Origin of the sequence: Maribacter corallii, from assembly GCF_047345415.1 — a bacterium.
In the GTDB taxonomy this organism is placed as follows: Bacteria; Bacteroidota; Bacteroidia; order Flavobacteriales; family Flavobacteriaceae; genus Maribacter_C.
In genome coordinates this window covers 328,277-340,493 of record NZ_JBLFEP010000006.1, presented here as the reverse complement: position 1 = coordinate 340,493, position 12,217 = coordinate 328,277, and the positions used below count along the sequence as shown (strand labels likewise).

The following is a 12,217-nucleotide window of genomic DNA, read 5'->3' as shown; positions in this document are numbered from 1 at the left end:
CTATGATTATCGTCAAAACAGCAGAAGAAATTGAACTGATGCGCGAAAGTGCATTGATTGTCTCAAAGACCTTAGGTATGCTCGCCAAAGAGGTAAAACCAGGAGTCACGACCTTGCAGTTGGATGCCCTTGCCGAAACCTTTATTCGCGATCATGGCGGCGTACCGGGCTTTCTCGGTCTTTATGACTTTCCCAATTCGCTTTGCATGAGTCCGAATGCCCAAGTGGTTCACGGTATTCCTAATGACACCCCGTTGCAAGAGGGTGATATCATCTCCATTGATTGTGGTGTTCTAAAAAACGAATTCTACGGTGACCATGCGTATACCTTTGAAGTCGGTGAAGTACAGCCAGAAGTAAAGAAACTGCTGCAGGTTACCAAAGAATCCCTCTATGTCGGAATTCGAGAGTTCAAGATAGGCAACCGCGTGGGTGATGTAGGCTATGCCATACAAAAATATACTGAGGACCGCGGGTACGGGGTAGTTAGAGAGTTGGTAGGTCATGGTTTGGGTCGAAAAATGCATGAAGATCCGGAAATGCCGAATTACGGTAGACGAGGTCGAGGAAAGAAGTTTGTTGAGGGCATGGTCGTCGCTATTGAACCGATGACCAATATGGGAACCCGACGTATTAAGCAATTGAATGATGGTTGGACCATTTTGACAGGCGATGGCAAACCAAGTGCACACTTTGAACACGATGTGGCCTTAATCGATGGTAAACCCGAATTATTATCCACTTTCGCCTATATCTATGAAGCGCTGGGCATTGTAAGTGACGAAGAAGAGGAATTTCGGCAGAAAAGCCCGCAATTATAGACGCACAAGGGGATGAAAAAACTCTTTAAGCTCATCCTAAATAGCCTTCCTAGGCCTCTTCTGATCAGGTTAAGCTATTTCATTCGGCCTATACTCGCATTTGCCATGCGAGGAAAAAACCATACCGACCCGATTGACGGCAGAAGATTCAGAAGTTTTCTTCCCTACGGTTATGAAAATCCTAGAGCGAATGTACTATCACCCTCCACACTCTCCTTGGAACGACACCGCTTGTTATGGATTTACCTGAAAAACGAAACCGACTTTTTTACTGCCCGACATAAAGTCCTTCATTTTGCCCCAGAACAAGCATTCTACAAGCGTTTCCGAAAATTAAGGAACCTTGATTACACTACAACCGATTTGAATTCACCATTGGCCAATGTGAAGGCGGATATCTGCAATTTGCCTTTCGATGATAATTCCTATGACGTCATTTTTTGCAACCATGTACTAGAGCATATTCCCGATCATACCAAGGCTATGCAAGAATTGTATCGTATTCTAAAACCGGGAGGTTGGGGTATTTTTCAGATTCCCCAAGATTTGAATCGAAGGGTCACCTTTGAAGACAACTCGATTACCGATAAAAAGGAACGGGCCAAGATATTCGGTCAGTATGACCATGTGCGTATTTACGGTCTGGACTATTTTGACAAGCTTCGAAGTATCGGGTTCCAGGTAGAAGAAGTAGACTATACTTCCGTACTAACACCGGAAGAAGTTTCGCGATATCGATTGGCCAAAGGTGAAATTATTCCGCTGGTAAAAAAGCTTAGTCCAGAATCAACTTCCTAAAACCTTCGGTCATATATTCTTTGGATTCGCCGGCCTCGTTCAAATAAACAATATACGCATCCAGCTCTTTTTCGGTTTCTAACAGATCTATTACCTCATCTAAATCCATGGCCATAAAAGCAGTGGCATAGGCATCTGCCTCTGCGCATGTTTTTGCGAGCACATTCGTTCCCAAAGTGCTGGAGTTTTGGGTAAAACCTGTTTTTGGATTTATGGTATGTACATACTTTTTACCGGTTAGGGAGTCTATTCTGAATTTTCGATAATTACCTGAAGAGGCCAAGGCCCGGTCTTTCAAATGAATGGCACGTTTCAACCTCCTACCCGCTTCTGCTTGGGGATCTTCGATTCCTGCCGTCCAAGGCTTCTTCTTGATCTTATTTTCGCCCTTGGCCACTACTTCCCCACCGACTTCCAGTAGGTAGTTCTCTATCCCCTTTTCGTCCATCAGTACGGCAAGCCTATCGATAGCATATCCCTTGGCGATCGCATTGAAATCAAACCGCAGTTGGGGATCGCTCTTCTGGATCGTACGGGTATCAGTCAGTGTTACTTTCTCAAAACCAACATACTGCATCAGGCTATCCACAACAGTGCTATCCATTTGTAAGCGATTCCCTGGTCCAAACCCCCAGGCATTGACCAAAACGCCTACAGTGGGATCGAAAAAGCCCTTAGTTTTCCCATGTATCTCTTTAGAAAGTTCGAAAACCTCTTTGAACATTATGTCAACTACAATCGTTGAATCACCTTCGTTGATCTTTGATATATCCGAATCAAGTAGGTAGGTCGACAAGGATCGATTTACCACCTCAAAAACGGAATCGATCTCCTTTTGAAAATCCAGCTGGGTTTCAGATTGGTAAATCAGATGATAGGAGGTCCCCAGAGCTCCTCCTGAATTGGCGTTCTGTATGATCTTGGGCGCATCTTCCTTACAAGCGTAGAATGTAGCGACTGCCAACACAAGGGTTAAAGCCATGTTGCAAATACGTAAGACTTCACTGTTGTGCATCAATCGCATTCGCCCTAATCGCGTACTAAATCTTAACAAGTCCATCATAATCCACAATATATTCCTCATTCAGGTATACAGGTAGGTTGTAGTCTGCTGCGTTCACCAAACCGACCCCAGCGTAATAGGTATCCGCTTCGAACTTTAGGGCATGCTCTTTCATCTTGTTCAAGTCGGACCGATACAACTCGATATCCTTAGGATCACCAGGATATTCAATACTTTTTACTACGATGAAATGCAACTTTTTCTCCCGGAGGCAAACAAACTGAGGGTTCTTTTTGAGTTCGCTATTGACTGCCATGAATTCAAACCCCTCAGATTCCAACTGTTTACCGACAATGTTCATGGCCAGGTTATGTAGTTCTTGTTCTGTTAGCGATTGCATTTTATACGTAATTTAATGCCTTTTAGAATATGGCATCGATTCATAAAAAAACCGATAGCACGCTATCGGTTTCAATTCTTATTTGCATCAGGTATGGTCCTAAATTCACCACAACCGGCCTTTAGCCACCGAAATCATCAAAACGGATATGTTCATCTGGGATACCGAAGTCTTCACCCATCTTCTGTACCGCCTTGTTCATTAATGGCGGACCACAAAAATAGAGCTCAATATCTTCGGGAGATTCATGGTGGTTTAAATAGTTGTCAATAACACAATTGTGTATAAAACCAACGAAACCGTCTCCAGGGGCATCTATATCCTCTTTTACCTTCCAATTATCTTCTTCCAAGGGTTCGGAAAGGGCCAAGTAGAACTTGAAATTTGGAAACTCCTTTTCCAACTCATAAAAGTGGTCTAGGTAGAAGAGTTCTCGTTTAGAGCGTCCGCCATACCAGTAAGACACCTTTCGGTTGGTTTTCAACGTTTTGAATAAATGATACAAATGTGAACGCATGGGCGCCATTCCTGCACCTCCGCCTACATATAACATTTCAGAGTCCGATTCATTGATAAAGAACTCACCATAGGGGCCTGAAATAATAACATCGTCACCAGGCTTTAAATTGAAAATATACGAAGAAGCAACACCCGGGTTGACATCCATCCAACCGTTTTTGGAACGATCCCAAGGTGGCGTTGCAATACGCACATTCAACATAATCTCTCGACCTTCAGCCGGAAAAGAAGCCATTGAGTAGGCTCTTTCAACCGTCTCGGGATTTTTCATCACCAAGGGCCAAAGATTGAACTTGTCCCATTCCGCTTGAAATTTATCCGGTGTCTCATGTTCTTCGGGGTGTGCGGTGATATCCATTTCAGAGAACTTGACCTCGCATTCAGGAATCTCAATTTGAATATAGCCACCTGCCTTATACCCCATATCCTCAGGAATCTCAACTACAAACTCCTTGATGAAAGAGGCTACATTGTAATTACGAACTACTTTGGCGGGCCATTTCTTAATTCCGAATACCTCTTCAGGAATGGTGATTTCCATATCTTGCTTCACCTTGACCTGACAGGCCAAACGCGCACCATGTTGCAATTCTTTACGGGAAAAATGTGGTGTTTCAGTAGGTAGCGCCTCGCCACCACCGGATAGCACGTGACATTCGCATTGAATACAAGTTCCCCCGCCTCCACAAGCAGATGGAAGAAAAACTTTTTGATTACCCAAAGTAGACAATAGGGTCGAACCCGAGGCCACCTCGATTTTCTTCTCACCGTTGATCGTTAAGGTCACCGGACCAGATGGAGAGAGTTTTTGTTTGGTAAACAGTAGAATTGCTACCAGTAGTAATGTCAAAATCAGAAACGCAATTACCGTTATTAGAATGGTACCACCGGTACTTGTAGCTAATATCATTTTTATTCGTTTATTACATCGTTATAAGAGACTGCTTTTTCATCGTCTTCAATCCCTTCTTCAATTCGTTCTTTTCCTTCGGTTTCCTCTACTGTGGTAGGAGTCGTATCCTCGGGTGGCTCGTTATCTCCTGTTAACATGCCTCCAAAACTTTGAAAACCAATACCCATCAAGCCCGTAATAATAAAGGTGATACCCAATCCTCTCAGAGGTGGCGGAACATTGGAATATCGTATCTTTTCACGAATCGCGGCAATCGCCAAGATGGCAAGGAACCAACCGATACCTGAACTTATACCGTAATTCAGCGCCAAGCCCAAAGAAGGTATATCCCTAGCCTGCATAAACAAAGACCCACCAAGAATCGCGCAGTTTACGGCAATCAATGGCAAAAAGATCCCTAAGGAATTATACAGTGAAGGTGAAAATTTCTCAACCACTATCTCTACCAATTGCACCATTGTAGCAATCGTGGCAATAAAGAGGATGAAGGACAAAAAGCCTAAGTTATAATCGGCATATTCAGGTCCTAACCATGCCAAGGCCCCATCGCGGAGTAAATACTGATCAAGCAACCAATTTAAGGGTACTGTCACCGCAAGAACGAATATTACCGCAGCTCCCAGGCCGACGGCCGTGGCAACTTTCTTTGAAACCGCAAGGTAGGAACACATGCCCAAGAACACGGCAAATACCATGTTATCTATAAAAATCGACTTAAAAAATAATTCTAAATGTTCTAACATAATCGTATCCTTAAAAGCCTAATTAATTTTCTTCTACCAATGCCGGATTCCTTGAGCGCTGTACCCATATGATAATCCCCACAACGATCAACGCCGCTGGAGGAATAATCATAAATCCGTTGTTTTCATAACCTATGGCATATAGGCCCGTCTTAGCAATAGGATCGCCCAAGACCTGTATTCCGAACAAGGTGCCGGATCCCAAAAGTTCCCTGAAAAACCCAATGATAATCAATATAACACCGTACCCCAAGGCATTTCCGATACCGTCTAGAAAAGATCTCCAGACGCCATTACCTAGCGCAAAGGCTTCAAATCGCCCCATGATAATACAATTGGTAATGATCAATCCCACAAATACCGATAAGGTTTTACTCAACTCATATTGATAGGCCTTCAAAACTTGATCTACTACAATTACCAAAGTCGCCACCACAATAAGCTGCGCAATAATCCGGATCTTAGAAGGAATGATATTTCGCATCAACGAAATAACCACGTTACCTACGCCCATAACAAAAATTACCGATACCGCCATTACCAAGGAGGCCTTTAGCTCGGCCGTAATCGCCAAGGCAGAACAAATACCCAATACTTGAATCGTAATCGGATTATTGTCCGCTAAGGGATCGAGAATCAGATTTGTATCTTTTTTTGAAAGTAATGCCATCTTAATTGTTTCTTATCGTTTCTAAATAAGGCTTGTAGGCTTTTAAAGTCTCCTTGATCATGCTGGAAACGCCGTTGCCCGTTATCGTCGCACCTGCAATGGCATCGACCTCGTTATCTTGTTTATCATCATTTAGGGGGTCATTGTTCGTTTTCGATACAGTGATACCGGAATAACTCTTACCATCTAAAAGCGATTCCCCTATAAAATCATCCATGAAGAAACGCATCTTGATGTTGGCACCCAAACCTGCCGTTTCCGCTTTGTGGTCAAAATAAACCCCTTGAACCACCATTTCCTTATCGACTGAGATAAAGCCCCAAATGGCATCCCATAAGCCCTTACCGTACATTGGCAAGACATAGATCTCTTTCCCCTCTTTCTCACCCACAAAAATCGGTAGCCGAGCTTCGTCTCCGGCTTTTAATGCAGCTAATTGTTTCTTTACATCTATCGCGAACGCCGTCTCGTCTTCGTTTACTTTGCCATTGACCAAAACGTACTGCGTTTTGATTCGCTCGATAAACTTATCTTCCACGACATCGGTAGGTATGAAATTCACACCGCTATCCGGCGTATTCTCGTTCACACCCATGGCATAGAGAATATTCTGCTGTTTCTCAAACCGTTCATTCTCCTTTATTCTTTCACTGAGTCCCGAGGCCAAAAAGGCCAACACAGAACCTACGACGATCACCATGACCACCGCAAACAAAATAGTGTATCCGTTTTTATCCGTATCTATTGCCATCTCTAAACTGTTTCCGCTTTTAGTTCTTTAGCCGCACTGTCACTATCTTTTGGTAAGACGACAGCGTTCTTTAATCTTTTCATTCTTCGTTTTACATTACCTCGAATCACGTAATGATCGATGGTTGGTGCAAAAACGTTCATCAATAGAATAGCCAAGAAAACACCCTCTGGATATCCAGGGTTGAACACTCGGATCATCACCGACATGAACCCGATGAAAAAACCATAGATCCATTTTCCGCGATTGGTTTGTGAACCTGTTACAGGATCGGTCGCCATATAGACGATACCGAAGGCCAATCCACCGACAAGTAAATGCTTCCAAAAATCAAATTGCATCAAGCCGTAAAACTTACTGTACTCCGCAATCCATCCCGCATCGACAATTCCATTGAAGATAAGACCCATTGCCAAAGAACCGATAACGGCACTGACCATAATACGCCAGCTGGCAATTTTTGTAAATATCAAGAAAAGGCCTCCAAGTAGAATCAAAAAAGTAGAGGTCTCCCCTACCGAGCCGGGAATAAAACCGAAAAACATGTCAGAGAGACTATACTTGGCCTGATACGCAGCTTCATTACCTTGGGCCAAATAACCCAATATGGTCTCTCCGGAAATCGCATCCACCGAACCGGCCTGCGTAACCCCATCCTTAGCGCCGTGTACCCAAACCTTATCACCGCTCATCCAAGTAGGATAGGCAAAGAACAAAAAGGCCCGAATCGTCAGGGCAGGATTCAAAATATTCATTCCCGTTCCTCCAAAAACTTCTTTTCCAATGACTACACCAAAAACAACGGCTACCGACAGCATCCAAAGCGGAGTATCTATAGGCATAATCAATGGCACCAACATTCCCGTTACCAGATATCCTTCTTCAACTTCGTGGCCTTTGATCACAGCGAAAATGAACTCCACCAAAAGGCCTACACCATAGGAAACCACCACCAAAGGCAATACTTTGACAATTCCTATCCAAAAATTATCCCAGGTTAAGAAATGTTCCATTACAGAAAAGTTCTCCGGAAAACCGTTGATAGCCGAGTAGTGTTGGTACCCTGCGTTGAACATTGAGAATATCAACACCGGTATCAACGCCATAATTACCGTGTTCATGGTACGCTTCAGATCGTCAGCTCCCTTTACATGGGTACCACCGGCATGAGTGGTTTCGTTAGGAGAAAAAAGAAAAGTATGAAAGGCATTGAAGGCTGGAGCCATTTTTTTGCCCTGATACTTCATCTTCAACTCATGCATTTTGCTTTTTATGCTCATAACTTATCCTATTTCTTGTTGTAGTAAATCCAATCCTTCACGGATAATCTGTTGGTGTGGTTGTTTGGAAACACAAATGAATTCCGTCAATGAGAAGTCCTCGGGGGCGACCTCGTATAAGCCCAATTGCTCCATTTCATCCAGGTCTTTGACCATACATGCCTTCAGCAATTGCATCGGATAAATATCCAGCGGAAAAACCTGCTCGTATTGTCCAGTCAAGACAAATGCACGATGTTCACCGTTCGTGTTGGTGTTTAGATCGTACTTTTTCTTGGGTTGCAACCATGAAAAGGTCAGCGCCCTTGTAGTAGAAATTTTATTGAAAACCGGCTTGTTCCATCCGAACAACTCATAATCATCTCCTTCGGGAATAGCCGTCACGGTGTTGTTATAATACCCTAGATATCCATCAGGACTACTTTTCGCACCGGTAAGCACATCGCCATTGATCACTCTGATATTTTCAGAATGAACGCCACTACCATACAAGAATGTTGAGATTTCAGTCCCGATTTTGGTGGTGTAGTATTTTGGAGTCTTAACGGATGAACCTACCAAAGCAATGGTCCGCTCCGCATTGAAAACACCGGTCAGTAAATATTCTCCGATGATCACCAAGTCTTGCGGGGTAACCGTCCAAACCAGCTCTCCCTTATTAATTGGGTCTATTTTATTAATTTGGGTACCTACAAGTCCCGCAGGGTGTGGTCCGGAAACCTTATGAAGTTCGATTCCCTGAATTCCGGCCAAAGGCGAATTGCCATTTTTACCTATGGAAACATGCACTTTTCCGGCGGTAAGTTTAGAAAGTGCTGAAATTGCCGCTTGTAACTCCGCTTCCTTTCCTTGTAACACATAATCCAAATCGGCAGCTAGGGGTGCGGTGATGTATCCGGAAACAAAAATGGATTTCGGATTGGTATCCGGATCGGCAATGACGTCATAGGGCCGTTGCTTGATAAAAGGCCAACATCCGCCTTTCAATAAATGGGCCTTGATATCCTGCGAGGTCGCTGCCTGGATATCCAGCTTGGAGTGCTCTAAGACTTGTTGCTCTTTATCGGCTAATATTTTCAAAGTCAAAATCCGTCTTCTCGCCCCTCTTTCGATTTCGATCAGTTCTCCACTCACAGGTGACACGAACAACATACCTTCAATGTTTTTGTTGTAAAAAAGGGCTTCCCCGGCCTTGACCTCGGCACCTTGTTTCACCAACATTTTTGGTGTTATTCCATGAAAATCATCAAGTTTGATAGCGTAAACGTTGCTTGAAACAGCTTTGGAAGTAGTCTTTTCGGCTTCGCCGATAAGGTTGATATTCAAGCCTTTTTTAATCCGGATGTCCTTTGACATATATCGTAGACCTTAGGTTAACAAAATTTGGTGCGAAAATAATACTTAAAGGATAGTTTTCATAATAATTGCCTATAAATTTGGGCATTACATCGAGCATAATTTTTTAGGTATGCTTTTTGTTTACCTTTACCGAAAAAATAGGTTTTAAATGCATTTAAATCTTAAACAGATTGCATTTCTGTTCATCACCCCATTGCTTTTTGCCCAAGTCCAGGAGGAAGTCAACCCACCGGATCATATCAGATCTGTAATCTTCGAAGGGCCTACCGGCGACCAGTTTCCAGTCGTTCAACTCAACGAACCCATTTACCTTGAGTTCGATGATACCACGGCGAGCGAACAGGACTATTACTATAAACTAATACATTGTGATTATGATTGGACACCATCACAACTGCTCAAATCACAGTATCTTACCGGGGTCGACAACCAACGCATCATCGACTACGAGAATAGTTATACCACATTGCAACCGTACAGCAATTATCGTCTGACCATACCCAACGACAATGTACGCCTCAAAGTCAGTGGCAACTACGTTTTAGAGATTTACAATTCAACTTACGAATTGCAGTTCTCTAGAAGATTTGTAGTCTTCAAAGATGTCGTAAAAGTGGGTGCAGTGGTTAAAAGATCTCGTGATTTCGAGTTTTTGGATGAAAAACAGGTCGTTCAATTCAAAATCAATTCGGGCAATTTCCGGTTGGTAAATCCGAAAAAAGAAGTAAAGGTCGCCATCATACAAAACTATTATTGGCCCAGTGCCCTTTACAACATCAAACCCCAATTCACATTGGGCAATGAATTGGTCTATAAGTACGACCAAGAAACCAGTTTTTATGGTGGAAACGAGTTTTTGAATTTTGACACCAAAGATTTGCGCGCACCAAGTTCCGTCATTTCGCATATTGAATTGACCGACATTTATCAACATTATCTGTTTGCCGACAGATTCAGAAGTGTTCGTGAATACACTTATTTTCCCGACATTAATGGCGATTATGTTGTTCGCACCTTACAAGGAGATGATGAGTCAAGAGAAGCGGAATACACCAACATTCACTACAGCCTACCCTATTCAGAAGAACTGAATCTCGATGATGTTTATGTTTTCGGAAAGTTCAATAATTACGCCTTTACCGATGAAAACAAGATGACCTACAATGAGGAAAATGGGATGATGGAAACAGCCATTAAGTTGAAACAAGGCTTTTACAACTATAAATACGTCATCAAGAAAGAAGATGGAGCGGTTGATCTGAACACTATTTCAGGGAGTTTTCATTTTACAGAGAATACTTACCTAATTCTGGTCTACTATCGCGATTTCGGTCAAATTTACGATAGCATCATCGGAGTGGGGTCTACAAACTCGCGGGATATTAGTAATTAGGCTATATTTGACCATCAATTGATTTTGATGGACAACAAACCAACACTTCAACACACAGGAAGATACCAGTTAAGATACAGGGGTACCGAATGCGCCAACTGCCAACACCCTCTGGATATCAGCGATCGCTACTGCCCTAACTGCTCACAAGCGAATAGCACAAAAAAACTTACCCTAAAAGATTTTTTCGATGAGTTTTTCTCGAGTCTGATATCCTATGACTCCAAATTATTAAAAACACTTTCGGCCTTATTAATCAGGCCCGGTCGAATCACAAAAGACTATGTCAGGGGCAAAAGAGTCTCGTATACAAATCCCTTTCGGTTTCTATTGAGTTTGGCCATTGTATACTTCCTAATGCTGAATTTTACCGGAGATTTTCAAGCACTGGATAAATTCGGGGCGGATGCAGATGGTGATTGGATCAGAGAAGATGGACCCCTGAATTTCAGCGCAGAATTCAAGGATATTCCGGCTGAAGAACAACAGACATTAGAGACAGCCTTGGACTCCTTAAAGATTTGGGAAAATTTCATGAATAGCGATTCCATATTGCTTAGTGACCCCCAAAAACATTTCAAAAAAACAGAGTCAGATGGATTTATAAACCGATTTTTCGGAAAACGCGAATTTTTTAATGCCGTTTTTAATGAAGATAAAATCTATCAATTTGATGCAATTATAAAGAAGTACGACTTAGAAGATTCAAGAATGAATCGTTCCGCTTTTAGGGCGGCTACCAGTTTTAATCGTTTTAGAAAAGAACCCGGAAGTTTCGTTAGCAGCATGATTTCGAAGCTTCCGTTCGCCGTATTTTTCTTCCTTCCAGCTTTCGCCATTTTCATTTGGTTGGCGTACATCAGAAAAAAATACACTTATACCGATCATTTGATCTTTGGTTTTCACATTACCTCATTGTTGTTTATCTTGCTCATTGTTAGCTTTTTAGTAGACTCAATTTTCGATACGCTCAGTTGGTGGTTTTTCATTTTGGTTTTCGGACTGTACCTCTTTCAAGCAATGCGGAAATTCTACGAACAAGGCATCTTTAAAACTCTTGTTAAATATCTATTTTTAAATTTTGTTTTCTTTATTTTAGCAATGTTGACTATAGCTATTTTGTTTACAGGAGGAGTATTTACCTATTAGACCGAACGACATCATGATCACACAAGTTACTAAAGGCATAAAAGTCTCAGTCAATACCACTTTCGAGGGCACGTTCTTCAAGAACTATAAAATGCATTTCGCATTTGGCTATACCATTACCATAGAAAATCAGAGTCAAGATTCGGTTCAACTCACCGGACGTCATTGGCAGATTTACGATGCCCTCAACGAAATGGAAGTTGTGGACGGGGAAGGTGTAATCGGCAAGAAACCGGTCATTCGTCCGGGTGAATCCCATACATACAACTCCGGTTGCCTACTCGCCTCTCCCATAGGGGCCATGAAGGGATATTACAATATGGTCAATTTCTCATCCACCGAGAAATTCAGGGTCTACATTCCCACCTTTAAGTTCAGCGCACCCTTTGCGTTAAACTAGGTCTTCGTTTAGTTTTTA

13 protein-coding genes are annotated in these 12,217 nt (G+C 42.5%); 5 read left to right on the top strand and 8 right to left on the bottom strand.

Annotated features, from left to right (window positions below; all coding sequences use genetic code 11):
• The first annotated feature begins 2 nt into the window (after positions 1 to 2).
• Together map and ACKWCA_RS21330 are read left to right on the top strand one after the other, a co-directional pair.
• A complete protein-coding gene (map, locus tag ACKWCA_RS21335) occupies positions 3 to 821 on the top strand; it encodes a type I methionyl aminopeptidase (protein ID WP_413980277.1) in 819 nt (272 codons plus the stop codon).
• 12 nt (positions 822 to 833) lie between these two features.
• Positions 834 to 1,619: a class I SAM-dependent methyltransferase gene (locus ACKWCA_RS21330; protein WP_413980276.1), complete on the top strand. Its 786-nt coding sequence runs from the start codon at positions 834 to 836 to the stop codon at positions 1,617 to 1,619.
• Here the strand turns inward: ACKWCA_RS21330 and ACKWCA_RS21325 are convergent.
• From ACKWCA_RS21325 to ACKWCA_RS21290, 8 genes are all read right to left on the bottom strand, one after another.
• On the bottom strand, positions 1,597 to 2,601 hold the full coding sequence (locus tag ACKWCA_RS21325; RefSeq protein WP_413980275.1) for an FAD:protein FMN transferase: 1,005 nt from the start codon (positions 2,599 to 2,601) through the stop codon (positions 1,597 to 1,599). The genes ACKWCA_RS21330 and ACKWCA_RS21325 overlap by 23 nt on opposite strands.
• Before the next feature lie 58 nt (positions 2,602 to 2,659).
• Positions 2,660 to 3,022: a Na(+)-translocating NADH-quinone reductase subunit F gene (locus tag ACKWCA_RS21320; protein WP_413980274.1), complete on the bottom strand. Its 363-nt coding sequence runs from the start codon at positions 3,020 to 3,022 to the stop codon at positions 2,660 to 2,662.
• 121 nt (positions 3,023 to 3,143) lie between these two features.
• Positions 3,144 to 4,451, bottom strand: coding sequence for an NADH:ubiquinone reductase (Na(+)-transporting) subunit F (gene nqrF, locus ACKWCA_RS21315; RefSeq protein WP_413980273.1), 1,308 nt, complete (start codon positions 4,449 to 4,451; stop codon positions 3,144 to 3,146).
• A gap of 2 nt (positions 4,452 to 4,453) precedes the next feature.
• Positions 4,454 to 5,197 carry an NADH:ubiquinone reductase (Na(+)-transporting) subunit E gene (gene nqrE / locus ACKWCA_RS21310; RefSeq protein WP_413980272.1) on the bottom strand — a complete coding sequence of 248 codons (744 nt, stop codon included), beginning with the start codon at positions 5,195 to 5,197 and terminating at the stop codon, positions 4,454 to 4,456.
• A 22-nt stretch (positions 5,198 to 5,219) separates the two neighbouring features.
• Positions 5,220 to 5,867, bottom strand: coding sequence for an NADH:ubiquinone reductase (Na(+)-transporting) subunit D (locus ACKWCA_RS21305; protein ID WP_413980271.1), 648 nt, complete (start codon positions 5,865 to 5,867; stop codon positions 5,220 to 5,222).
• A 1-nt stretch (position 5,868) separates the two neighbouring features.
• Entirely contained in the window at positions 5,869 to 6,618 is a 750-nt protein-coding gene (locus ACKWCA_RS21300; protein ID WP_413980270.1) for a Na(+)-translocating NADH-quinone reductase subunit C, read from the bottom strand.
• A 2-nt stretch (positions 6,619 to 6,620) separates the two neighbouring features.
• Positions 6,621 to 7,898 (bottom strand): NADH:ubiquinone reductase (Na(+)-transporting) subunit B, encoded by a 1,278-nt coding sequence (locus ACKWCA_RS21295; protein ID WP_413980269.1) that lies wholly within the window; start codon positions 7,896 to 7,898, stop codon positions 6,621 to 6,623.
• Positions 7,899 to 7,901: 3 nt separating this feature from the next.
• Positions 7,902 to 9,254 carry a Na(+)-translocating NADH-quinone reductase subunit A gene (locus ACKWCA_RS21290; protein WP_413980268.1) on the bottom strand — a complete coding sequence of 451 codons (1,353 nt, stop codon included), beginning with the start codon at positions 9,252 to 9,254 and terminating at the stop codon, positions 7,902 to 7,904.
• Between the two features lie 151 nt (positions 9,255 to 9,405).
• On the opposite strand from ACKWCA_RS21290, the gene ACKWCA_RS21285 reads away from it, so the two are divergent.
• Genes ACKWCA_RS21285 through apaG form a run of 3 tightly spaced genes read left to right on the top strand, consistent with a single transcriptional unit; the run spans position 9,406 to position 12,199 of the window.
• Positions 9,406 to 10,650, top strand: a complete 1,245-nt coding sequence (locus ACKWCA_RS21285) for a type IX secretion system plug protein (protein WP_413980267.1) — start codon at positions 9,406 to 9,408, stop codon at positions 10,648 to 10,650.
• A 27-nt stretch (positions 10,651 to 10,677) separates the two neighbouring features.
• Entirely contained in the window at positions 10,678 to 11,799 is a 1,122-nt protein-coding gene (locus ACKWCA_RS21280) for a DUF3667 domain-containing protein (protein WP_413980266.1), read from the top strand.
• 13 nt (positions 11,800 to 11,812) lie between these two features.
• Complete coding sequence (gene apaG / locus ACKWCA_RS21275) at positions 11,813 to 12,199, top strand: Co2+/Mg2+ efflux protein ApaG (protein ID WP_413980265.1); 387 nt, start codon at positions 11,813 to 11,815, stop codon at positions 12,197 to 12,199.
• The last annotated feature ends 18 nt before the right edge of the window (positions 12,200 to 12,217 follow it).

What these genes read in the sequence shown, in the direction of transcription:
- map (WP_413980277.1), top strand. Translation starts at nt 3, where the DNA reads ATGATTATCGTCAAAACAGCAGAAGAAATTGAACTGATGCGCGAAAGT.
- ACKWCA_RS21330 (WP_413980276.1), top strand. Translation starts at nt 834, where the DNA reads ATGAAAAAACTCTTTAAGCTCATCCTAAATAGCCTTCCTAGGCCTCTT.
- ACKWCA_RS21325 (WP_413980275.1), bottom strand. Translation starts at nt 2,601, where the DNA reads ATGGCTTTAACCCTTGTGTTGGCAGTCGCTACATTCTACGCTTGTAAG.
- ACKWCA_RS21320 (WP_413980274.1), bottom strand. Translation starts at nt 3,022, where the DNA reads ATGCAATCGCTAACAGAACAAGAACTACATAACCTGGCCATGAACATT.
- nqrF (WP_413980273.1), bottom strand. Translation starts at nt 4,451, where the DNA reads ATGATATTAGCTACAAGTACCGGTGGTACCATTCTAATAACGGTAATT.
- nqrE (WP_413980272.1), bottom strand. Translation starts at nt 5,197, where the DNA reads ATGTTAGAACATTTAGAATTATTTTTTAAGTCGATTTTTATAGATAAC.
- ACKWCA_RS21305 (WP_413980271.1), bottom strand. Translation starts at nt 5,867, where the DNA reads ATGGCATTACTTTCAAAAAAAGATACAAATCTGATTCTCGATCCCTTA.
- ACKWCA_RS21300 (WP_413980270.1), bottom strand. Translation starts at nt 6,618, where the DNA reads ATGGCAATAGATACGGATAAAAACGGATACACTATTTTGTTTGCGGTG.
- ACKWCA_RS21295 (WP_413980269.1), bottom strand. Translation starts at nt 7,898, where the DNA reads ATGAGCATAAAAAGCAAAATGCATGAGTTGAAGATGAAGTATCAGGGC.
- ACKWCA_RS21290 (WP_413980268.1), bottom strand. Translation starts at nt 9,254, where the DNA reads ATGTCAAAGGACATCCGGATTAAAAAAGGCTTGAATATCAACCTTATC.
- ACKWCA_RS21285 (WP_413980267.1), top strand. Translation starts at nt 9,406, where the DNA reads ATGCATTTAAATCTTAAACAGATTGCATTTCTGTTCATCACCCCATTG.
- ACKWCA_RS21280 (WP_413980266.1), top strand. Translation starts at nt 10,678, where the DNA reads ATGGACAACAAACCAACACTTCAACACACAGGAAGATACCAGTTAAGA.
- apaG (WP_413980265.1), top strand. Translation starts at nt 11,813, where the DNA reads ATGATCACACAAGTTACTAAAGGCATAAAAGTCTCAGTCAATACCACT.